Source organism: Pseudomonas vanderleydeniana (assembly GCF_014268755.2).
GTDB classification, from domain to species: Bacteria; Pseudomonadota; Gammaproteobacteria; order Pseudomonadales; family Pseudomonadaceae; genus Aquipseudomonas; species Aquipseudomonas vanderleydeniana.
Genome location: NZ_CP077093.1, coordinates 1,902,569 through 1,925,264 on the forward strand (window position 1 = coordinate 1,902,569; position 22,696 = coordinate 1,925,264).

General features: G+C 63.4%; 17 protein-coding genes. 12 read left to right on the forward strand and 5 right to left on the reverse strand.

Translation table 11 applies throughout. The annotated features are described in order from the left end of the window. Positions 1 to 534, forward strand: a complete 534-nt coding sequence (locus HU752_RS08590) for a DUF2937 family protein (RefSeq protein WP_186677952.1) — start codon at positions 1 to 3, stop codon at positions 532 to 534. A 96-nt stretch (positions 535 to 630) separates the two neighbouring features. On the opposite strand, the gene HU752_RS08595 is transcribed toward HU752_RS08590, so the two are convergent. Beyond that, complete coding sequence (locus HU752_RS08595) at positions 631 to 1,548, reverse strand: LysR family transcriptional regulator (protein ID WP_186677950.1); 918 nt, start codon at positions 1,546 to 1,548, stop codon at positions 631 to 633. A gap of 156 nt (positions 1,549 to 1,704) precedes the next feature. On the opposite strand from HU752_RS08595, the gene HU752_RS08600 reads away from it, so the two are divergent. The 3 genes from HU752_RS08600 to HU752_RS08610 are packed head-to-tail and all read left to right on the forward strand — an operon-like array spanning position 1,705 to position 4,087. Continuing rightward, positions 1,705 to 2,457 (forward strand): 5-oxoprolinase subunit PxpA, encoded by a 753-nt coding sequence (locus HU752_RS08600; RefSeq protein ID WP_186677947.1) that lies wholly within the window; start codon positions 1,705 to 1,707, stop codon positions 2,455 to 2,457. A gap of 11 nt (positions 2,458 to 2,468) precedes the next feature. After that, positions 2,469 to 3,173: a 5-oxoprolinase subunit B family protein gene (locus HU752_RS08605; protein WP_186678086.1), complete on the forward strand. Its 705-nt coding sequence runs from the start codon at positions 2,469 to 2,471 to the stop codon at positions 3,171 to 3,173. Beyond that, the gene (locus HU752_RS08610; RefSeq protein ID WP_186677944.1) at positions 3,170 to 4,087 is read left to right on the forward strand and encodes a 5-oxoprolinase subunit C family protein; all 918 of its coding nucleotides are present in this window, start codon (positions 3,170 to 3,172) and stop codon (positions 4,085 to 4,087) included. The genes HU752_RS08605 and HU752_RS08610 overlap by 4 nt, the downstream gene beginning before the upstream one ends. Positions 4,088 to 4,243: 156 nt before the next feature. On the opposite strand, the gene HU752_RS08615 is transcribed toward HU752_RS08610, so the two are convergent. The 3 genes from HU752_RS08615 to HU752_RS08625 form a co-directional block, all read right to left on the reverse strand. Further along, entirely contained in the window at positions 4,244 to 5,422 is a 1,179-nt protein-coding gene (locus tag HU752_RS08615) for a vWA domain-containing protein (protein ID WP_017903351.1), read from the reverse strand. 20 nt (positions 5,423 to 5,442) lie between these two features. Beyond that, the gene (locus HU752_RS08620; protein WP_017903350.1) at positions 5,443 to 6,288 is read right to left on the reverse strand and encodes an AAA family ATPase; all 846 of its coding nucleotides are present in this window, start codon (positions 6,286 to 6,288) and stop codon (positions 5,443 to 5,445) included. 148 nt (positions 6,289 to 6,436) lie between these two features. After that, entirely contained in the window at positions 6,437 to 7,519 is a 1,083-nt protein-coding gene (locus HU752_RS08625; protein ID WP_186677942.1) for a DUF748 domain-containing protein, read from the reverse strand. 127 nt (positions 7,520 to 7,646) lie between these two features. On the opposite strand from HU752_RS08625, the gene cysK reads away from it, so the two are divergent. The 3 genes from cysK to HU752_RS08640 all read left to right on the forward strand — a co-directional run bounded on the left by cysK (position 7,647) and on the right by HU752_RS08640 (position 11,039). Further along, positions 7,647 to 8,621: a cysteine synthase A gene (gene cysK, locus HU752_RS08630; RefSeq protein ID WP_186677939.1), complete on the forward strand. Its 975-nt coding sequence runs from the start codon at positions 7,647 to 7,649 to the stop codon at positions 8,619 to 8,621. A gap of 258 nt (positions 8,622 to 8,879) precedes the next feature. Continuing rightward, positions 8,880 to 9,818 (forward strand): aspartyl/asparaginyl beta-hydroxylase domain-containing protein, encoded by a 939-nt coding sequence (locus HU752_RS08635; RefSeq protein ID WP_186677936.1) that lies wholly within the window; start codon positions 8,880 to 8,882, stop codon positions 9,816 to 9,818. Positions 9,819 to 10,175: 357 nt separating this feature from the next. Beyond that, on the forward strand, positions 10,176 to 11,039 hold the full coding sequence (locus HU752_RS08640; protein WP_186677933.1) for a DMT family transporter: 864 nt from the start codon (positions 10,176 to 10,178) through the stop codon (positions 11,037 to 11,039). A gap of 167 nt (positions 11,040 to 11,206) precedes the next feature. Here the strand turns inward: HU752_RS08640 and HU752_RS08645 are convergent, their stop codons facing one another. Beyond that, positions 11,207 to 12,115, reverse strand: a complete 909-nt coding sequence (locus tag HU752_RS08645) for a DMT family transporter (protein ID WP_186677930.1) — start codon at positions 12,113 to 12,115, stop codon at positions 11,207 to 11,209. Between the two features lie 145 nt (positions 12,116 to 12,260). Here HU752_RS08645 and aceK point away from each other — a divergent pair, with 145 nt between their 5' ends. The 5 genes from aceK to HU752_RS08670 all read left to right on the forward strand — a co-directional run bounded on the left by aceK (position 12,261) and on the right by HU752_RS08670 (position 22,606). Next, positions 12,261 to 13,982, forward strand: coding sequence for a bifunctional isocitrate dehydrogenase kinase/phosphatase (aceK, locus tag HU752_RS08650; RefSeq protein ID WP_186677927.1), 1,722 nt, complete (start codon positions 12,261 to 12,263; stop codon positions 13,980 to 13,982). Positions 13,983 to 14,218: 236 nt separating this feature from the next. Continuing rightward, the gene (hrpA, locus tag HU752_RS08655) at positions 14,219 to 18,130 is read left to right on the forward strand and encodes an ATP-dependent RNA helicase HrpA (RefSeq protein ID WP_186677925.1); all 3,912 of its coding nucleotides are present in this window, start codon (positions 14,219 to 14,221) and stop codon (positions 18,128 to 18,130) included. Between the two features lie 199 nt (positions 18,131 to 18,329). Beyond that, positions 18,330 to 19,451: a beta-ketoacyl-ACP synthase III gene (locus tag HU752_RS08660; RefSeq protein ID WP_186677920.1), complete on the forward strand. Its 1,122-nt coding sequence runs from the start codon at positions 18,330 to 18,332 to the stop codon at positions 19,449 to 19,451. Positions 19,452 to 19,746: 295 nt separating this feature from the next. Continuing rightward, entirely contained in the window at positions 19,747 to 21,114 is a 1,368-nt protein-coding gene (locus HU752_RS08665) for an OprD family porin (protein ID WP_186677918.1), read from the forward strand. A 367-nt stretch (positions 21,115 to 21,481) separates the two neighbouring features. Beyond that, the gene (locus HU752_RS08670; RefSeq protein ID WP_186677916.1) at positions 21,482 to 22,606 is read left to right on the forward strand and encodes a GNAT family N-acetyltransferase; all 1,125 of its coding nucleotides are present in this window, start codon (positions 21,482 to 21,484) and stop codon (positions 22,604 to 22,606) included. The last annotated feature ends 90 nt before the right edge of the window (positions 22,607 to 22,696 follow it).

Genomic DNA, 22,696 nt, shown 5'->3' on the forward strand with positions numbered 1-22,696 from the left:
ATGTGGTTGAGTTACCTGCGGTTGATACTGTTTACCCTGGGGCTGCTGATCGGCGTCCAGGTCCCCGGCTTTCTCAGTGACTACACCAAGCGCGTCGAGGCGCACTTGATCGAGGCGCAGACCAGCCTGCAGGGCTTCCAGAAGACCGCCGAGCAGTTTTTCGACGGCGACCTGCAGAAGCTGGTGGCGCATTACCGTGCCAGCGATGACCCGGTGTTCCGCAGCGATGCCGACAGCCTTGGCAGCCTGCTCAATCGCCAGCGCCTGCTCGACGACCAGTTCCAGGCGATGCAGGGCCCCTGGTACAAGCGCGCCTTGCAGGTGGCCTATGCCGCCGACCCGGCGATCCGCCAGGAAACCCTGCAGGGCTACACCTACCAGGTGTTGCTCTCGCCCGAGGCGATCGGTTGGGCCATGGGGGGGGCGCTGCTGCTCTCCTTCGTGATCGAAGGCTTCTTCCGCCTGGTGGACTGGGTGGTGTTGGGCGGCAAGCGCCAGCGTGAGCGCCTGGCGCGGCGCGAGCGGGGTTGGTAATCCCGCCGCTGTAGGAGCGTGGCTTGCCCGCGAAGCTTTTAGAAGCCCATTCGCGGGCAAGCCACGCTCCTACAGAGGTTTGTGTAGCCTTGGCGGTCACGCCTTCTTCAGCACCACATGCTGCTGCCCCATCTTGTCGGCATAATCGTGCAGCACCTGTTGGCACAGGGCGACGATCTCCTCCACCAGCTCTTCGCCGATCCGCCAGGACACCACCAGCTCCAGATTCGGCGCACACACCGGTAGCGAAAGCAGGGTCAATTCGTCACGGGCCAGTTCTTCGCTGACCAGCGCCAGCGGTAGTGCACCGATGCCGAAACCATCACGCAGCAGGCGGGTGATCGCCGATACCGAGTTCACGCAGTTGAGCCGTGGCGCTGGAACGCCATGAGCCTGCAGCAGCGCGAGCAGCTCCTGGTGTGGCCGGGAGTTTTTCGAGAAGGTCACGATCCGCTCTCGCGCAAGGTCTTCCAGGTTCGTGTATTCGCGGTTGTAGAGCGAATGACTGGCGACCACCCAACCCATCGGATAACTGGCCAGTTCCAGGCTGCGGATGGACTCCTGGCGCAGTGGATCGGTCTGCAGGACCAGGTCGACGAAGCCCTTCTGCAGCTGGTCGGCGAGGTTCAGTGCGGTGTCGGCCACCAGCTCGATTTCCACCCGCGGAAAGCGCTCGGTCATTTCTGCCACCAGCGGGCTGAGCCAGGTGTGGATCACCGTGTCCATCACGCCGATCCGTATGCGCCCGACCTTGGTCGAACCGGGTTCGATGGCGTGCCGCAGCGCTTGCAGGGTGCCGAGCATCTGCTCGGCATGCTCGAGTACCTTGAGTCCTTCGGGCGTCAGCTTGACTCCACGCGAATCACGCAGGAACAGCTTGACGCCCAGTTCGCTCTCGAGCACGGCGATGCGGCTGGAAATGGCGGCCTGGGTGGTGAACAGCTTGTCCGCAGTCAGGCGAAAACTCTTGAGCCGTGTGACCCAGACGAAGGTTTCGAGAAACTTGAGGTTCATGCAATCAACTTTTCTTATGTCTGGTAACGGCTTTTATTAGTTGGACGCGCGGGGCGGGCGCCATCGAAAATGACCCTCGACCGATGAATCACCATAAGCATTGCCGCCCACCAAGGCAATGCCACCCGTTCATGACCGCCCACAGGAGCTGCTACCGTGAGCCGCCTGCTACTCAACTGCGATATCGGGGAAAGTTACGGCAACTGGACCATGGGTCTGGATGCGCAAGTCATGCCGTTCATCGACTTCGCCAACATCGCCTGCGGCTATCACGCCGGCGATCCGAGCATCATGCGCAAGACCGTCAGCCTGGCCTTGGCCAATGACGTGCGGATCGGCGCCCATCCGGCGTACCCGGACCTGGTCGGTTTCGGCCGCCGTTCCATGGCCTGTACGCCCCAGGAAATCCAGGACCTGCTGCACTACCAGATCGGTGCGCTGGATGGCATCTGCCGGGCCCAGGGCGCTCGGGTCAGCTATGTCAAACCGCACGGCGCGCTGTACAACGACATGATGGCCAACCCGCAACAGCTGCGCTCGGTGATCCAGGCGATCGCCGCCTACGATCGCGAGTTGCCCCTGATGCTGCTGGCGATGCGCGACAACAGCGCGGCCCAGGCAGTGGCTGATGAATTCGGTGTGACCCTGTGGTTCGAAGCCTTTGCCGATCGCGCCTACGACCCCGAGGGGCGCCTGGTTTCCCGACAGCTGCCGGGTGCCGTGCACCACGAGTCGCAGCGGATCATCGAACAGGCCCTGACCATCGCCCGTGGCGACCCCCTGACCGCCAGCGACTGCAGCGCTCTGCGCCTGCACGCCGACACGCTTTGCGTGCATGGCGACAACGCCAGCTCGGTCGAGGCCGTGCAGCGTATCCGCGAGGCCCTCGATCGGCAGGCGAACCCATGAGCCCGGCACCGGTGAAGCCACGCGTCGAGGTGGTGGCGATCGATTGCCTGATGGTGCGCCTGTTCGAGGTGATCGCCGAAGAGAACATGCCATGGATGCTCGCGGCCAGCGAACGCCTGCGGGCCGGCTTCGGCGGGCACCTGGTCGACCTGGTGCCGTCCTATACGACCCTGATGGTGCATTACGACCTGACCCGGCTGGGCCCGGGCCAGGCCCGGGAGCTGATCGCGGAGGCCTTGAGCGATCTGCAGCCCAATGCCACGACCAGCGGCCAGTGCCATGTGCTGCCGGTGTGGTACGACCTGAGCGTCGGCCCGGAGCTGCGCCTGTTGTCCGAGCGCAGCGGCTGGTCGGTGAGTGAGGTGATTCGCCGTCACAGTGAGCGCGAGTACCAGGTCTTCGCCCTCGGCTTCGCGCCAGGGTTCGCCTTCATGGGACTGGTGGTCGAGCCGTTGGCGGCGCCGCGGCTCGATACTCCGCGCAAGAAGGTCGCGGCCGGCAGCGTCGGGATCGCCGAGCGCCAGACCGCCGCCTACCCGGTGGTGTCGCCCGGCGGCTGGAATCTGATCGGCCGAACCCCGAGCAAACTGTTCGACCGCCAGCGTGACGGCTACAGCCTGATGCAGCCGGGCGACACGGTGCGTTTTGCGGCGGTCGAGCATGCCGAATTCATCAGGTTGGGTGGCGACGACACGCCTCTGGAGGCCCTGGCATGAGCCATCTTTTGATCGAGGCCAGCACCCGGCTGTGCCTGTTGCAGGACCGTGGGCGCTTCGGTGTGCGTCATCTCGGCGTGACCCAGGGCGGGGCGCTGGACTGGGTATCGATGGCCTGGGCCAACCACCTGCTGGGCAACTCGCTGGATGCCCCGGTGGTGGAAATCGCCCTGGGCGGCTTTGCCGTGGTGGCGCAGGAAACCTGTTGCCTGGCTTTGGCCGGGGCCGATCTCGGTGCCCAGGTGGATGGCCAGGCGCTGGCACCCTGGCGCAGCTTCGTCCTGGAGGCGGGGCAGCGCCTGCAATTTACCCAGCCACTGCTGGGCGCGCGGGCCTACCTCGCGGCGCCGGGTGGTTTCCTCGCGCCGCAGGTGCTCGGCAGCAGCGCCTGTGTGGTGCGTGAGGAACTGGGTGGCCTGGATGGGTTGGGGCAGCCGTTGGGCAAGGGGGACAGCCTGCGCTATTCGGGCGCGGCGGTACCCGCCGCCGTGGTGCCGAGTGCGCAGGTCCCTGACTTCCAGGCGGTCGCCACGCTGCAGGTGGTGCTGGGCGCGCAGATCGGTGAGTTCAGTGGGCAGAGCCTGTTCGATGCGTTCAACAGTCCCTGGACCCTCGACAGTCGTGGCGACCGCATGGGCATCCGCCTGCTCGGGGCGGAGCTGAAGTACCAGGGGCGGCCGATGATTTCCGAAGGCATTCCATTGGGCGCGATCCAGGTGCCGCCGGATGGGCAGCCGATCGTGCTGCTCAATGATCGGCAGACCATCGGTGGTTATCCGCGCCTGGGTGCCTTGACGCCATTGTCGCTGGCGCGCCTGGCGCAGTGCCTGCCGGGGAGTGAGGTGCGGCTGGTGCCGACGGTGCAGGAGTCGGCGCATCGGCAGCATGTCGAGTACATCAGCCGGTTTGCCTGAGCGTGGCTTTTGTGTGGCGAGCGGGCTTGCCCGCGCTGGGCTGCAAGGCAGCCCCAGAACGGGCAAGCGCAGTATACCGGTTCGTGCGCAGGTGCCTGACTTCAGGGCCGCTTCGCGCCCCAGCGCGGGCAAGCCCGCTCGCCACGAGAACCCGCATCACTTGGACAGGAACCGCATCCCTTCTTCCAACCCCCGCAGGGTCAACGGATACATCTGGTCCTCGATCAGGTCGCGCACGATATTGGTCGAAGAGGTGTATCCCCAGGTGTCCTTCGGATACGGGTTGATCCAGATGAGCTTCTTGTACTTCTCCATGAAGCGTTGCATCCACACGTAGCCCGGCTCCTCGTTCCAGTGCTCGACGCTGCCGCCGGCCTGGGTGATCTCGTAGGGCGCCATCGCCGCATCGCCGACGAACACCACCTTGTAGTCGGCGCCGTACTTGTGCAGCAGGTCCTGGGTCGAGGTCCGCTCCGAACTGCGACGCAGGTTGTTCTTCCACACCGACTCGTAGATGAAGTTGTGGAAGTAGAAGTACTCCAGGTGCTTGAACTCGGTCTTGCAGGCCGAGAACAGTTCCTCGCAGATCTTCACATGCGCATCCATCGAACCGCCGATGTCGAACAGCAGCAACAGCTTGACGGTGTTGCGCCGCTCCGGCCGCATCTGGATGTTCAGCAGGCCGGCATCGCGGGCGGTATGGTCGATGGTGCCATCGATGTCCAGTTCCTCGGCGGCACCCTGGCGGGCGAACTTGCGCAGGCGACGCAGGGCCACCTTGATGTTGCGCGTGCCCAGTTCGACCTGGTCGTCGAGGTTCTTGTACTCGCGCTGGTCCCAGACCTTGACCGCCTTGCCCTGGCGCTTGCCGGCATCGCCGACGCGGATGCCCTCCGGGTTGAAACCGCCCGAGCCGAACGGGCTGGTGCCACCGGTGCCGATCCACTTGTTGCCACCGGCATGGCGTTCCTTCTGTTCCTCCAGGCGTTTCTTGAACTCTTCGATCAGCTTGTCCAGGCCACCAAGGGATTGGATCTGTGCGCGTTCCTCGTCGCTCAGCGAACGTTCGAACTCCTTGCGCAGCCAGTCCTCGGGGATCAGCGCCTGCAGATGGTCGTCGAGCTTTTCCAGGCCGTTGAAGTAGGCGCCGAAGGCCCGGTCGAACTTGTCGAAATGCCGTTCGTCCTTGACCAGGATCGCCCGCGCCAGGTAGTAGAACTCGTCCATGTCGGCGAAGGTCACGCGCTGTTTCAGCGCGTTGATCAGGTCGAGCAGCTCGCGCACCGACACCGGTACCTTGGCCGCGCGCATTTCATTGAACAGGTTGAGCAGCATGGCTATTGCCCTTCAATGGTTTAACGGCTGCCGCGACGGCTCATAAAGGCGAGACGCTCCAGTAGCTGTACGTCTTGCTCGTTTTTCACCAGGGCACCGGCCAGCGGCGGGATGGCCTTGGTCGGATCGCGTTCGCGCAACACGGCCTCGCCGATGTTGTCGGCCATCAGCAGTTTCAGCCAGTCCACCAGTTCCGAGGTCGACGGTTTCTTTTTCAGGCCCGGCACCTTGCGCACGTCGAAGAACACGTCGAGGGCTTCGCTGACCAGGTCCTTCTTGATGTCCGGGTAGTGGACGTCGACGATCTTCTGCAGGGTTTCGCGATCCGGGAAGGCGATGTAGTGGAAGAAGCAGCGGCGCAGGAAGGCGTCCGGCAGTTCCTTCTCGTTGTTGGAGGTGATGATGATGATCGGGCGCTGTTTGGCCTTGATGGTCTCGTCGATCTCGTAGACGTAGAACTCCATCTTGTCGAGTTCCTGCAACAGGTCGTTGGGGAACTCGATGTCGGCCTTGTCGATCTCGTCGATCAGCAGGATCACCCGCTCCTCGGACTCGAAGGCTTCCCACAACTTGCCCTTCTTCAGGTAGTTGCGCACGTCGTGGACCTTGTCCACGCCCAGTTGCGAGTCGCGCAGGCGGCTGACCGCATCGTACTCGTAGAGGCCCTGGTGCGCCTTGGTGGTGGACTTGATGTGCCAGGTGATCAGCTTGGCGCCGAAGGACTCGGCCAGCTGTTCGGCGAGCATGGTCTTGCCGGTGCCGGGCTCACCCTTGACCAGCAGCGGACGCTCCAGGGTAATGGCGGCGTTGACGGCCAACTTCAGGTCAGCGGTGGCGACATAGGCCTGGGTGCCTTCGAACTTCATCTGTGTTTCCTCGAACGGTAGCGCCGGTCCGGCAGCGGGCGGCGGGGGAAATTCCATGTCCCGACTATAACGCGGTGTCCGGTCGAGTGTGAACGCAGACGGCTTATTCAGTCTCTGAATGGAGCGTCACATCCTGACCTGGTCAGTCCTATTGGCCGGTGGTGGGCTTGGGTTGTTCGTAGCGGGCATTGAAGGCCTGGATGAAACCGTTGCGCAAGATCTGCAAAAAGGCGGCGAACGCGCTGATATCCTGCCGGTGAACGCTGCCACTGAGTTCGACGCGGGTAGCGAACTGGTTCTTCTGCTGGTTCTTCAGCAGGGTTTCGCCAGCGCCGACAATAGCTTCCCAGACCGAGCGCAGCAGGCTCTTGTCCTGGTTCTCGACATCCTGTTGCCAGTCGAATACCTCGACGTCGTGCAGGAGCGGCTTGATATAGCCGGTGAGCTGGCCTTTCTCGGCCTGCGCCTCGATCACCACGTCGCCGCTGCCGCCATTGAAGTCGAACTTGCCGTAGGCCGCGGCGAAGTCGTTGACCTTGCGCAGCTCGATCCCGGTGGCCCGCAGGCGGAATTCGAAGTCCTCGAAATTGCTCAACGGATCGAACGTGGCGGTGGTTTCCAGCGGCGCATGGCCGAGCAGCAGAGCCTTGCCTTCAAAGCGGGCATCGCGCCGGCCCTTGAGGTCGACGACGTTGGTCAGGTTATAGAGGCTGGCATTGACTTGGGTGGCCTGCAGGTTGACCGGTGGCTGGGAGTTGAAGTTGCGAAAGGTGATGCGCCCGTTGTCGATGCGCACTTCGTTGAGGGTGAATGGCAGCAGCTTGCCCAATTGGGCGCGCCAGTCGGTGCCTCGGCCGGTCTGGGAGGCCTGGCGATTGTTCGCCCCGCCGTCGACGAAGTTCAGTTCCGGTTCGACGAACTGCACCTCGGCCACCACCGCGTGGTTGTCCCACAGGGCTTTCCAGCTCACCGACAGATCGATCAGGGGCGCCTTGAGAAACGGCACCGGAACCTTGCCGGCGACCTTGACGATCTCCAGCCCGTTGATCCGGTAGGCCCCGCGCCAAAGGGCCAGGTCGACATCCGCCACCTGGCCGCGGTAGTCGCCCATGTCGGCAAGTTTCTCATTCAGGTAGTTGCGCACCAGGTAGGGCAGGGCCAGGTTCACCGCCACCACCAGCAGAATCACGATTGCCAGCCCCCACAACGGCCAACTGTAACGACGTTTCATCGATATGCCCCGCAGACTGTCCATAGGCGATGGACCCCTGGCAATGGGATACGTTCGCATGACTGGACGCCCGTCACCTCGGGGCATAACCTTGTGGGCTAATTCTCCATTGCCCGAAGGATCCGTCATGAGCCGTATTTTTGCCGACAACGCCCATTCCATCGGTAATACGCCCCTGGTCCAGATCAATCGCATCGCGCCCCGTGGCGTGACCATCCTGGCCAAGATCGAAGGGCGCAACCCGGGGTATTCGGTGAAGTGCCGGATCGGCGCGAACATGATCTGGGAGGCTGAAAGCAGCGGTCGTCTCAAGCCGGGCATGACCATCGTCGAGCCGACCTCCGGCAACACCGGTATCGGCCTGGCGTTCGTCGCTGCTGCCCGTGGCTACAAGCTGCTGCTGACCATGCCGGCGTCGATGAGCATCGAGCGGCGCAAGGTGCTCAAGGCCCTCGGTGCCGAGCTGGTGCTGACCGAGCCGGCCAAGGGCATGAAGGGCGCGATCGAGAAGGCTGGCGAAATCGTCAACAGTGATCCGGCGCAGTATTTCATGCCTGCGCAGTTCGACAACCCGGCCAACCCGGCGATTCATGAAAAGACCACCGGCCCGGAAATCTGGAATGACACCGATGGCGCGGTCGACGTGCTGGTGGCCGGCGTCGGTACCGGCGGCACCATCAGCGGCGTTTCGCGCTACATCAAGCAGACCCAGGGCAAGCCGATCCTCTCGGTGGCGGTGGAACCGGTGACTTCGCCGGTGATCACCCAGACCCTGGCCGGGCAGGAGGTCAAGCCGTCGCCACACAAGATCCAGGGTATCGGTGCCGGCTTCGTGCCGAAGAACCTCGACCTGTCGCTGGTCGACCGCGTCGAGCTGGTCACCGACGAGGAGTCCAAGGCCATGGCCCTGCGCCTGATGCAGGAGGAGGGCATCCTCTGCGGCATTTCCTGCGGCGCGGCGATGGCGGTCGCCGTACGTCTGGCGGAAACCCCGGAGATGCAGGGCAAGACTATCGTGGTGGTGCTGCCGGACTCCGGTGAGCGTTATCTGTCGAGCATGCTGTTCAGCGACCTGTTCACCGAGCAGGAAAACCAGCAGTAAGGCGCGGGCCGCCCCCGGCGTTTTCCCTCGCAGGCCGGCTCCCACGGAGGCTGGCCTACGAGGCATCCTGCATTCAGCTGACCTGCATCAGTCAGCATTCAGGTGCTTTATGCTAATTAACGCTTTGTTGCGCAGCTCTTAACACTGATTGTTGAGTCGCGCGGGTTTTTCCTGCGGCCGGTAATGTTTATCATGGCCGGCTGCCACGTCTCGTGGATTATTCCTACCCGGACGTTGCCCATTTTCGAGGAGTGTTGAATGACCTTTTCCTTCGCCGCCAAGGCCGCCGTCTTGCTGCTGTTCGTAGGCAGTACGCTCTACGTGCATCTGCGGGGCAAGGCGCGTTTGCCGGTATTGCGCCAGTTCGTCAACCATTCGGCGCTGTTCGCTCCGTACAACGCCCTGATGTACCTGTTTTCCGCCGTGCCGTCCAAGCCGTACCTGGACCGCAGCAAGTTCCCCGAGCTGGACGTGCTCAAGGACAACTGGCAGGTGATCCGCGAGGAAGCCATGCACCTGTTCGACGAGGGCTACATCCGTGCCGCCGAGAAGAACAACGACGCCGGTTTCGGTTCGTTCTTCAAGAAAGGCTGGAAGCGTTTCTACCTGAAATGGTACGACAAGCCACTGCCGTCGGCTGAAGCGCTCTGCCCGAAGACCGTCGAGCTGGTCAGCAGCATCCCCAACGTCAAGGGCGCGATGTTCGCCCTGTTGCCCGGCGGCAGCCACCTGAACCCGCACCGCGATCCGTTCGCCGGTTCGCTGCGCTACCACCTGGGCCTGTCGACACCGAACTCCGATGACTGCCGGATTTTCGTCGATGGCCAGATCTACGCCTGGCGCGACGGTGAAGACGTGATGTTCGACGAGACCTACGTGCACTGGGTCAAGAACGAAACCGAGCAGACCCGGGTCATTCTGTTCTGCGACGTCGAGCGGCCGTTGAGCAACCGCCTGATGACCTCGATCAACCGCTCGGTCAGCGCTTTCCTGGGGCGTGCCACCGCGCCACAGAACGTCGATGAGGAACGCGTCGGCGGGATCAACCAGGCCTATGCCTGGAGCAAGAAATTCAGCGACAGCTTCAGCAGCGTGGTCAAGCAGTGGAAGCGCAAGCATCCCAAGGCCTACCGGATCATGCGTCCAGTGCTGGCGGTCGTGGTGGCCTGGGCCCTGGGCTACTGGCTGTTCGGCTGACCTGTTGCAATTGATGTCGAGCGCTGGTTATAGTCGGCGCTCGGTGCATCGCCTGATCCACCGTTGTTTCCCTTCACAGAAGATCTGCCTATGCCAGCTTCCTCCATCAACGCGGTCGTCGTTCCAGCGCTCAACGCTGGCGTAGTGCCGTGCGGGAGCCAGCAACCGGTGCAGATCAGTCATTACCCACCACCTGTCAGTAGCACGCCGGTGTACGCCGTCGTATCACCGCCGGGCGTTGGCATCCAGGGCTGATCAGCGAAGCTTGCTGCTCTCCTTCCTGCCCGCCTGAAAAAACCTACTGAATCTTCAGCTTCACAGCTGAGTTGGCATTTGCCTGAATCACAGGTGGTATCCATGTTGGTCATTTCAAAGCAATCCGCGACTGCGGCGGCTTCGACGAGTCTGTTCGTGCTGCTCTGGAGCAGCGGGGCGATCTTCTCCAAGTGGGGCCTGGCGCATGCCTCGCCGTTCGCCTTTCTGCTGGTGCGTTTTTCCATAGCCCTGTTGGGCCTGTTGCTGCTGGGGCCGTTGCTCAAGTTCAAGTGGCCCAGGCGCGGCAAGCCGCTGCTCTATGCCGCGGCGACCGGGCTGGTGCTGCTTGGCGCCTACCAGATTTTCTATCTGCTGGCGCTGGACCTGAAGGTCACGCCGGGCGTCATGGCGACGATCATGGGCGTGCAGCCGATCCTCACGGCGGTGCTGATGGAGCGCCAGCGCTCCTGGAGCCGGATGTTCGGCCTGGGATTGGGCCTGGCCGGGCTGGTCCTGGTGGTCTACCAGGGGATCGGTCTGGCGGGCATGTCGCTGGCCGGGATGCTCTTCGGCCTGCTGGCGCTGGCGAGCATGACGTTCGGCTCGATCATGCAGAAGCGCATCACCGACAATCCGCTGGGCACGTTGCCGGTGCAGTACCTGGTCGGCCTGTTGCTGTGCGGGGTGTTCGTGCCGTTCCAGCCGTTTCATGTCGAAACCGGTAGTGGCTTCATCATCCCGGTGCTGTGGATGGGGCTGGTGGTGTCGGTACTGGCGACGTTGCTGCTGTATCGGTTGATCGCCCGGGGCAACCTGGTGAACGTCACCAGCCTGTTCTACCTGGTGCCGGCGGTGACGGCGATCATGGACTATCTGATCTTCGGTAATCGCTTGGCGCTGCTGAGCATGCTGGGGATGGGGCTGATCATCGTCGGCCTGGTGTTCGTGTTCCGCAAGGCGGGCTGACGCGTCCTTGAGGCGGGTGCAGCAGCGCAGTGCTGCTGTGCCTGTTCCGGCCTCTTCGCGGGCAAGCCCGCTCCCACAATGTCCGTGTCGGTCACAGGACTTATGTTCGCCTTGGAACCTGTGGGAGCGGGCTTGCCCGCGAAGAGGCCATCAGATTCCCTGCAAGGCTAGCGGTCCGCCACGGCGCTGGCCTTGACCACCGCCGGCTTGAGCACCAGCCACAACGCCACCGCAATCAACACCCCACCATACAGGTGCGCCATCGACAACGGCTCGTCGAGAAACAGCGCGCCCCACAGCACCCCGAACGCCGGGATCATGAAGGTCACGGTCATCGATTTCACCGGCCCGATATTGCTCAGCAGCTTGAAGTAGATGATGTAGGCGAACGCCGTGCAGATCAGGCCGAGCCCCAGCAGGGCGCCCCAGACTTCGAACCCGCCCCAGCTGGCTGGCGGTTGGGTGATGGCGCTGGTGGCAAAGAACGGCAGGATCGCCAGGGTGGCCCCGCACATGCTGCCCAGGGCCGACAGCCGGGGATCGAGCCCACCCTGGTGATCGAGCCAGCGTCGGGTCAGGAATCCGGCGAAACCATAGCTGGTGGTGGCCAGCAGGCAGGCCCCGGCGCCCATCAGCAGTTGCAGGTCGAAGGCCACCGGGCCGGCACGGGTCAGCACCGCGACACCGAACAGCCCGAGGAAAATGCCCAGCAGTTTGTTCAGGCTGAGTTTCTCATGGAAGAACAGGCCGCCAATCAGTACGCCCATCAGCGGCGTGGTGGCATTGAAAATCGACGAATAGCCAGCCGGCAGCACCTTGGCCGCCACCGAGTACAGCGTCGCCGGCAGCCCGGAGTTGATCACCCCGAGCATCAGGCAGACCCGGAACTTGCCCTTGAAGTCCCACTTGACCCGCATCAGCGCGAGGATTGCGAGCAGGCCGACGGCCGCGATCGAGACGCGAAAGAACGCGGTGGGGAAGGCGCCCAGTACAGGGGCGATGATGCGCATGAACAGGAAACTGGCGCCCCAGACGGCGGCCAGGCTGAACATGCGGACGATATCGGCGGGATTCACGGTGGGACGTCCTTGGCAGGGGAAGGCGAGCAAGTGTGTCGGGATGTTACGTTCAGGGCAAGGTTGCACAACACGATGACTGGCTTCTAAGCTCAACGGGCTCGCGACCAGAACAACGATCAAAAAATCCCGCAGAGGTTTGACTATGCCGCAGCAATGGCCGGCCGCCGATATCGCCCGCATGATTCTTGATGGCTTCGATAACTATCGCGAGCATTTTCGCCAGATCACCGACGGGGCCCGCGCCCGTTTCGAGGGGGCCCGCTGGCAGGAGGCGCAGGCGGCGTCGGCGGCCCGGATCAATCTCTACGAGGAAAAGGTCGCCGAGGTCAACGCCCGCCTGCGGGCCGCCTTCGATGAGGAGGCGTTGCTCGACGTCGGCATCTGGCCGCTGGTGAAAAGCGCCTACATCGGCCTGATCGATGTGCGCTTCGACGATGAGTTGGCGGAAACCTGGTACAACTCGGCCTTCTGCAGCCTGTTCAGCCACGACCTGATCAGCGACGGCTGCATGTTCATCCACACCACCCGGCCGTCGCTGCGGCGCGCCCGGGGCGCGCAGACCCGGACCTATCGGCCGCAAGGCGAGTTGTCGGGGATGCTCGAACGGATCTTCAGCGACTACCGCTTCAGCGAGGACTACGCCGACCTGCCCGGTGATCTGCAGCGGATGGAAGCGCAACTGCGCGAGAACCTGCCGGACTGGGTGTGCAAGGACCCGGAGCTGTGCGTCGAGCTGTTTTCCTCGGTGCTTTACCGCAACAAGGGCGCCTACCTGGTGGGGCGCATCTATACCCGCGACGAGCAATGGCCGCTGGTGATTCCGTTCCTGCACCAGGAGGGCCGCGGGATCCGCATCGATGCGTTGATCACCGACGAGGCCGAGGTGTCGATCATCTTCTCCTTCACCCGTTCCTACTTCATGGTCGACATACCGGTGCCGGCCGAGTTCGTCGGCTTTCTCAAGCGCATCCTGCCGGGCAAGCACGTGGCCGAGCTGTACACCTCGATCGGCTTCTACAAGCACGGCAAGTCGGAGTTCTATCGCGCGCTGATCGACCACCTGGCCAGCACCGACGACCGTTTCATCATGGCCCCGGGCGTGCGCGGCATGGTCATGAGCGTGTTCACCCTGCCGGGCTTCAACACGGTGTTCAAGATCATCAAGGACCGTTTCTCGCCGTCGAAGAACGTCGACCGCGCCACCGTGATCGAAAAGTACCGCCTGGTGAAAAGCGTCGACCGGGTCGGGCGCATGGCCGATACCCAGGAGTTCGCCGACTTCCGTTTCCCCCTGGGCAAGTTCGAGCCGGCCTGCCTTGAGGAATTGCTGGAGGTGGCGCCATCCACCGTGCAGGTCGAGGGCGAGACGGTACTGATCCGCCACTGCTGGACCGAGCGGCGCATGACCCCGCTCAACCTCTACCTCGACAATGCCAACGAAGCCCAGGTGCGCGAGGCCCTGGATGACTATGGCCTGGCGATCAAGCAACTGGCGGCGGCGAACATCTTCCCCGGCGACATGCTGCTGAAGAACTTCGGCGTCACGCGCCATGGCCGCGTGGTGTTCTACGACTACGACGAAATCTGCTTCCTGACCGAAGCCAACTTCCGGCATATCCCGCCACCGCGTACCCCCGAGGATGAAATGGCGTCCGAGCCCTGGTACTCCATCGGTCCGCTGGATGTATTCCCCGAGGAGTTCCCGCCGTTTCTGTTCGCCGATATCGGCCAGCGCCGGCTGTTCGCCCAGTTGCACGGCGAGCTGTACGATGCCGACTACTGGAAGGGGCTGCAGGAGGCGATTCTCGCCGGCAAGGTCATCGATGTGTTCCCTTACCGGCGCCGGGCCCTGGACAACGACTGATACGCAGTTGTGGCGAGCGGGCTCGCCCGCGCTCGGCTGCACAGCAGCCGCAAATCCTGTCACCTCATTATTCCTGAGACAACGTGGCAGCAGGTTTCAGGGCTGCCCGGCAGCCCAGCGCGGCGGTGCGGCGATCCGACAAGCCCGCTCGCCACAAGCGGCCCCAGCTCGCCACAGAGCGGGGCAAATCTGCGACAATCCGCCCCCTGCCCAAATAGACGACCCTTGCCGACCCGATGACCGACGAATCGCCCGCTATCGACCAACTGCTGAAAAACCTCGACCTTGCCATGATCGCCGACCGCCATCGCCTGCGGCGGCAACTGCTCGAGCTGCGCAAGAAACCCGATGAAGCCAAGCTGGCCCAGTGGGTCGAGAGAATGCAGGCCTCCTGCGCCCTGGTCACGGCGCGGCGCCAGAGCGTGCCGACGATTCGCTACGACGACAGCCTGCCCATCGCCGCCAAGCGCGACGAGATCAAGGCGGCGCTGCTCAAGCACCAGGTGCTGGTCATCGCCGGCGAAACCGGGTCGGGCAAGACCACGCAGTTGCCGAAGATCTGCCTGGAAATCGGCCGCGGCCAACACGGCTTGATCGGTCATACCCAGCCACGCCGGATCGCGGCCCGCAGCGTCGCGAGCCGGGTCGCCGAGGAGCTGGCGACGCCGCTGGGCAGCCTGGTCGGCTACCAGGTGCGTTTCGAGGACCAGAGCGATGCCAATACCCTGGTCAAGCTGATGACCGACGGTATCCTGCTGGCGGAAACCCAGAACGATCGCTACCTCGAACGCTACGACACGATCATCGTCGACGAGGCCCATGAGCGCAGCCTGAACATCGACTTCCTGCTCGGCTACCTCAAGACCCTGCTGCCGCGGCGCCCGGACCTGAAGGTGATCATCACCTCGGCGACCATCGACCTGGAGCGTTTTTCCAAGCACTTCAACGATGCGCCGATCGTCGAGGTCTCGGGCCGTACCTTCCCGGTGGAAACCTGGTACCGGCCGATGACTTCCGAGCAGGACGAGGAGGGCAACCGCGTCGAGGACGACCTCACCGTCGACCAGGCGATCCTCGCCACCCTCGACGAAATCGCCGCCCATGAGCGCAACGAGCGCAAGAGCCCGGGCGACGTGCTGGTGTTCCTGCCGGGTGAGCGCGAGATTCGCGATGCCGCCGAGATGCTGCGCAAGGCGCAGCTCAAGCACACCGAAATTCTTCCTTTATATGCGCGGCTGACACCGGCCGAGCAGCAGCGGATTTTCCAGTCACACGCGGGGCGGCGCGTGGTCCTGGCGACCAACGTCGCGGAAACCTCGCTGACCGTACCGGGCATCCGCTACGTGATCGACAGCGGCACCGCGCGCATCAGCCGCTACAGCTATCGGGCCAAGGTCCAGCGGCTGCCCATCGAGGCGATTTCCCAGGCCAGTGCCAACCAGCGCAAGGGCCGCTGCGGGCGGGTCGAGCCGGGGATCTGCGTGCGGCTGTACAGCGAAGAGGATTTCAACGGTCGGCCGGAGTTCACCGACCCGGAGATCCTGCGTACCAACCTGGCGGCGGTGATCCTGCAGATGCTGCACCTGCGCCTGGGCGAAATCACCGCGTTCCCGTTCATCGAACCGCCGGATGGCAAGGCCATCAGCGACGGTTTCAACCTGCTGCAGGAACTCTCGGCGGTCACCCGCGAAAACCAGCTGACCCCGCTCGGCCGTCAGTTGGCGCGTTTGCCGGTGGACCCGCGCATGGGTCGCATGCTGCTTGAGGCGGCCAAGCTCGGCAGCCTGCAGGAAGTGCTGATCGTTGCCAGTGCCATGTCGGTGCAGGACCCGCGCGAGCGGCCGCCGGAACGCCAGCAGGCCGCCGACCAGGCCCACGCGCAATGGAAGGACGCCGATTCGGACTTCGCCGGGCTGATCAACGTCTGGCGCGGTTTCGAGGAGCAGCGCCAGGCCCTGGGTGCCAGCGCCCTGCGCAACTGGTGCCGGAAGAACTTCCTCAACTACCTGCGCATGCGCGAGTGGCGCGATTCGCACCGCCAGCTCGGGCTGATCTGCCGCGACCTGCAGTTGAGCGTCAACAAGGACCCGGCGGACTATCCCAAGCTGCACAAGGCGGTGCTGTCCGGCCTGTTGAGCCAGATCGGCCAGAAGACCGAAGAGGGCGACTACCTCGGTGCGCGCCAGCGGCGTTTCTGGGTTCACCCGTCCTCGGGCCTGGGCCGCAAGCGCCCGCAGTGGCTGATGACCGCCGAACTGGTGGAAACCACCAAGCTCTACGCGCGCATGGTCGCCAAGATCGAGCCGGACTGGATCGAGCCGCTGGCCGGGCACCTGATCAAGAAGAACCATTTCGAACCGCATTGGGAGAAGAAACGTGGCCAGGTGGTGGCCTTCGAGCAGATCACCCTGTTCGGCCTGATCGTGGTGGGCCGTCGTCCAGTGCATTTCGGTCCGGTCGATCCGGTGGTGTCGCGCGAGCTGTTCATCCGCGAGGCGCTGGTGCGGGGCGAGATCCAGTCCAAGGCCAAGTGCCTGGGGGCCAATACGCACCTGCTCGAACAGCTCGACGAACTGGAGGCCAAGGCCCGTCGGCGTGACATCCTCGCCGACGAGGAAACCCTGTTCGCCTTCTACGACGCGCGCCTGCCGGCGGAGATCCACCAGACCGCGACCTTCGACAGTTGGTACCGCATCCACAGCCAGAAGAATCCGCAGCTGTTGATCATGCGCGAGGAAGACGTGCTGGCCCGCGAGGCCAGTGAAGTGACCGCCGCGCAGTACCCGGACACCCTGCACCTGGGTGACCTGACCCTGGCCCTGAGTTATCACTTCGAGCCCAATCATCCCCGCGACGGCGTGACCTTGCGCGTGCCGGCGCCATTGCTGCCGATGCTGCCCGCCGAACGGCTGGAGTGGCTGGTACCGGGGCTGATCGAGGCCAAGTGCATTGCCCTGGTACGCAACCTGCCCAAGGCGCTGCGCAAGAACTTCGTGCCGGTGCCGGATTTCGTCAAGGCGGCACTGCAACGGATCGACTTCGCCGAGGGCTCGTTGCCGCAGTCACTCGGTCGCGAGCTTCTGCGCATGACTGGCGCACGGGTCAGCGACGACGCCTGGGCGGAAGCGGCTCAGCAGGTGGAAAGCCACCTGAAGATGAACCTCGAGGTGGTCGACGCCCAGGGCAAGTTCCTCGGTGAGGGCCGCGACCTGGCCGAGCTGACCGCACGCTTCGCCCAGGCCAGCCAGGCAGCCCTGGCCGTGCCGCAGACGGCCAAAAGCCAGCAGCCGGTGGAGGCCAAGGGCTTCGCCGCCGTGGCTGAAACCACCCAGCAGAAGATCGCCGGCCTGTCGATGACGGTCTACCCGGCGCTGGTGGAAGAGGGCGGCACGGTCAAGGAAGGTCGCTTCTCCACCCCGGCCGAAGCCGAGTACCAGCATCGCCGGGCGCTGCAGCGGTTGTTGCTGCAGCAACTGGCGGAGTCGGCGAAGTTCCTGCGCGGCAAGCTGCCGGGGCTGACCGAGCTGGGCCTGCTGTACCGTGAGCTGGGGCGGGTCGAGGCGCTGGTGGAAGACATCCTGCTGGCCAGCCTCGACAGCTGCATCCTCGAGGGTGAGGACCCGTTGCCGCGCGACGGTGCGGGCCTGGCATCCCTGGCCGAGCGCAAGCGTGGCAGCTGGACCGAGCACGCCGAGCGCCTGGCGCGCCTGACCCTGGAGATCCTCAAGCTGTGGCACGGTTTGCAGAAGCGCTTCAAGGGCAAGATCGACCTGGCCCAGGCCGTGGCGCTCAACGACATCAAGCAGCAGCTGGGCCAGTTGGTGTATGCCGGGTTCGTCCGCGAAACGCCGGGGCTGTGGCTGAAGGAGTTGCCGCGCTATCTCAAGGCGATCGAGTTGCGCCTGGAGAAACTGCCGGCCCAGGTGCAGAAGGACCGCGTCTGGAGTACCGAGCTGGGTGGCCTGTGGAGCCAGTACCAGACCCGTGCGAACAAGCATGCCCAGGAAGGCAAGCGCGATCCGCAGCTGGAACTGTATCGCTGGTGGCTGGAAGAGTACCGGGTCTCGTTGTTCGCCCAGCAGTTGGGGACAAAGGCACCGATCTCGGACAAACGCCTGAACAAGCAGTGGAGCCAGGTCGAAGCCTAGCCATATGGGCAGGCCCATTGATCTTCACAATGGGCCAAACTCCCGTGTTTATGGCACACTTCGCGGAATAAATGCCCGGTTCGGCGATTGAGCCGGAAGAACACCATCGGTGCCACCCCGTTTTCAGGGGTTGGCCTTTTTACATGTTGGTACGACTGTACCAATGCCTTCTGCCTGAACAGAACATAGAGGAACGACCGTGCATAACGTCGTCATCAGCGGCACCGGCCTGTACACCCCGGCCAACAGCATTTCCAACGAAGAGCTGGTGCACTCTTTCAATACTTATGTACAGCAGTTCAACGAGGAAAATGCGGCAGCCATCGAGCGCGGCGAGGTTCAGGCCTTGACCGAGTCCAGCGCCGCCTTCATCGAAAAGGCCTCGGGCATCAAGAGCCGTTTCGTCATGGACAAGGACGGCATTCTCGATCCGCAGCGGATGAAGCCGCGCCTGCCCGAGCGCAGCAATGACGAGTGGTCGATCCTTTGCCAGATGTCCGTGGCCGCCGCCGAGCAGGCCCTGCAACGGGCCGGCAAGACCGCCGCCGACATCGACGGGGTGATCGTCGCCTGCTCCAACCTGCAGCGGCCGTACCCGGCGGTGGCGATCGAGGTTCAGGAAGCGCTCGGTATCCAGGGTTTCGGCTTCGACATGAACGTCGCCTGTTCCTCGGCGACCTTCGGCATCCAGAACGCCTGCAACAGCGTGCAACTGGGCCAGGCCCGGGCGATCCTGATGGTCAACCCGGAAATCTGCACCGGCCACCTGAACTTCCGCGATCGCGACAGCCATTTCATCTTCGGTGACGCGGCAACGGCGGTGATCATCGAGCGCGCGGACCTGGCGACCTCGCCCTACCAGTTCGACATCGTCAGCACCAAGCTGCTGACCAAGTTCTCCAACAACATCCGCAACAACTTCGGTTTCCTCAACCGCGCGGGTGAAGAGGGCATCGATGCCCGCGACAAGCTGTTCGTCCAGGAAGGCCGCAAGGTGTTCCGCGACGTCTGCCCGATGGTGGCGGAGCTGATCGGCCAGCACCTGCAGGAGAACCAGCTGAACGTGGGTGACGTGAAGCGTTTCTGGCTGCACCAGGCCAACCTCAGCATGAACCACCTGATCGTCAAGAAGCTGCTGGGGCGCGATGCGACCGAAGAGGAAGCGCCAGTGATCCTCGACACCTACGCCAACACCAGTTCGGCCGGTTCCGTGATTTCGTTCCACAAGAACCAGGACGACCTGGCGGCCGGCTCGCTGGCGGTGCTCAGCTCGTTTGGTGCCGGCTATTCGATCGGTAGCGTGATCCTGCGCAAGCGTTGATCGAGCGCTGCCTGTCTGGCGGCATGTGGAAAAAGACAGCGCCGCAATAATCTCAAAAAGCCATTACCTAAAGCGCAAAGCCCCGTAGATCGGGGCTTTGCGCTTTTTTCTGCCTGCTCTAAAAAGTTCCGTTGTCATAAAAGCTTTATATAACGGCAACGGTCCTGAAATAACCCCACGCCAAGATTCCCTCCCAACAAAGCGGGTCAGTCCCCGGCAACAGCCGTGCCCCCGCACGATGACAGTGGACGTCGCAAAACAGACCCGAAGCGTTTGAATCCAGAGGAGCGAAACAATGAACAAGTGCACCTTGGCCCTGGCAGTGGCCGTAGGGGTTTTGTCCCAACAGGCATTTGCCGAGAGCCAGGCTGACGCCAAAGGTTTTGTCGAAGGTGCTACGTCGACCCTGGGTCTGCGTAACTTCTACATCAACACCGATAACCGCAGTGGCAAGCCTGCCCAGAGCCTGGCCTCGGAGTGGGGTCAGGGCTTCGACCTGCGCTTCAACTCCGGCTACACCCAGGGCACCGTCGGCTTCGGTCTGGATGTGATCGCTCTGGAAGGTATTCGTCTGGACTCCGGCCGTGGCACCAACGGTGGTACCACCACTTCCTACGGCACCAGCATGTTCCCGGCTCAAGCCACCGATGGCAAGAATGCCAAGGCCGTCAATGATTTCGGCAGCCTGGGTGTGACCGGCAAGGTTCGCGTTTCGCAGACCGAGCTGAAGATCGGTACCCTGCTGCCGAACAACCCGGTCATCAAGTACAACGATGGTCGCCTGCTGCCACAGACCTTCACCGGTGGCGAGCTGAAGTCGAACGAAATCAAGGACCTGACCCTGGTCGCAGGTCAAGTTGAAGCGGCCAAGGGCCGTAACTCGAGCAACGACGAAGGCTTGTCCATCGCCGGTGCCAACAACCCGACCTCGACCGGCCGTCGCAGCAACAAGTTCTACTACGGTGGTGCCGACTACAAGATCACCAAGGACCTGACCGCTTCGTTCTACCATGGCGAGCTGAAGGATTTCTACTCGCAGAACTTCCTCGGTCTGGTGCATAACTGGGCCATCGGTCCAGGCGTGCTGAAGAGCGACCTGCGTTACTACCGCAGCCGTGACAACGGTTCGAACGGTGATACCAGTGCCTACTTCACCTCTGGCTACTATGATGACAAGCCAGCCAACAGCCGTACCAAGGGCAAGGTCGACAACGACCTGTACAGCTACCTGGCCCTGTACTCGGTTGAAGGCCACACCTTTGGTGCCGGCTACCAGTACACCCGTGGCGACAGTGACTTCCCTTGGCTGAACCAGGGTGACGGTTCGTCCAACAGCACCATCACCGACGCCCAGATCCAGAAGTTCGCCCGTGCCGGCGAGCGCACCTGGCAGGCTCGCTACGCCTACGACTTCGCCAAGGTTGGCGTACCTGGCCTGACCGCCGGCGTGACCTACCTGCACGGCGACAACATCCAGAACACTGCTGGCGACCAGAGCGAGTGGGAACGCGACATCAGCCTGGCCTACGTGATTCCGCAGGGCACCTTCAAGAACCTGGGCTTTGCCTGGAAAAACGCCATGTGGCGCACCAGCTCCGCCGTGGCTTCCAGCACCCAGGACGAAAACCGCCTGATCGTCAGCTACTCGATTCCACTGCTGTAAGCGCTCTTCTGTAAGCTCTTTTTCACTTCACGCCCTGCTCGGCGCAATGCCGACGGGGCGTTTTTTTGCGTATTTTGCGGTGTGGCTGCTGACGTCTTCGCGGGCAAGCCCGCTCCCACAATGTCCGCATCGTTCACAAGTTTCATGTGTGTCCCGGAGCCTGTGGGAGCGGGCTTGCCCGCGAAGAGGCCCTAGAATTCGCTACAAATCCCGTTCAGCCCACCCTCCGGAAGTTGCCTTGCAATGCCTGTCCAGACCCGTGGCGACATGGTGTCCCCATACCTCTTCCCAGTCCAATGAAATAGTTTTTAATCTCCTCTCCCTGCGCGATACTGCGCCAGCGAATGCACCTGCCCTGGGGATATCGATGCCGCTACAACGCCTGCAAAGCCTCCGTGAGATCGCGCCCGAGGATTGGGATGCGCTGGTGCCTCCAGGCCAACCCTTTCTGCGTCACGCCTTCCTCGGCGCCCTGGAGGACAGCGGCAGCCTCGGCGAGCGTACCGGCTGGCAGCCGGAGCATTTGCTGCACATCGAACAGGGACGGCTGATCGCCGCACTGCCCAGCTACCGCAAATGGCATTCCTACGGTGAGTACGTGTTCGACCACGGCTGGGCCGACGCCTGCCAGCGCGCCGGCATCGCCTACTACCCCAAGCTGCTCACTGCCGTGCCATTCAGCCCGGTGGGTGGCCCGCGCCTGCTGGCGGCCAGCGCCGAGGACGGTTTCGAGTTGCTGGCGGCACTGCCGGGCTACCTGGAGATCGAGGAACTGTCCAGCGCCCACATCAACTTCACCGATGCCCTGGCCGATGCCGCGCTGGCCGGGCAGCCTGGTTGGTTGCAGCGCCTGGGTTGCCAGTACCACTGGCAGAACCGCGGTTACCGTGACTTCCAGGACTTTCTTGATGCCTTGAGCTCGCGCAAGCGCAAGCAGATGCGCAAGGAGCGTGAGCAGGTCGCGGCCCAGGGTTTCGAGTTCGAGTGGCTGGAAGGCCGCGAACTGAGCGAGGCGCAGTGGGACTTCGTCTACGCCTGCTATGCCAACACCTACGCGGTACGCCGCCAGGCGCCGTACCTGACGCGAACGTTTTTCAGCCTGCTGGCCGAGCGCATGCCGGAGGCGATCCGCGTGGTCATGGCGCAGCAGGATGGCCGGCCGGTGGCGATGGCGTTCAGCCTGGTTGGTGGCGATAGCTTCTACGGGCGTTACTGGGGCTGCCTGGCCGAGTTCGACCGACTGCACTTCGAGACCTGCTTCTACCAGGGCATGGACTACGCCATCGCCCACGGCCTGAAGCGCTTCGACGCCGGCGCCCAGGGCGAGCACAAGCTGATTCGCGGCTTCGAACCGGTGATCACCCATTCCTGGCACTACCTGCGCCATCCCGGCCTCAAGGCGGCGGTGGCGGACTTCCTTGAACGCGAGCGGGTTGGCATCCTGGAGTATGCCGAAGAGGCGAGGGCGGCGCTGCCTTACCGGCAGCCCTGAGGTTTTGGGCTGGTAGGCTTTCATGGCTGCCCTGCGTTTTTGGGACGGCTCTCTTTCCTGTAGCGAGCGGGCTTTTTGTGGCGAGCGGGC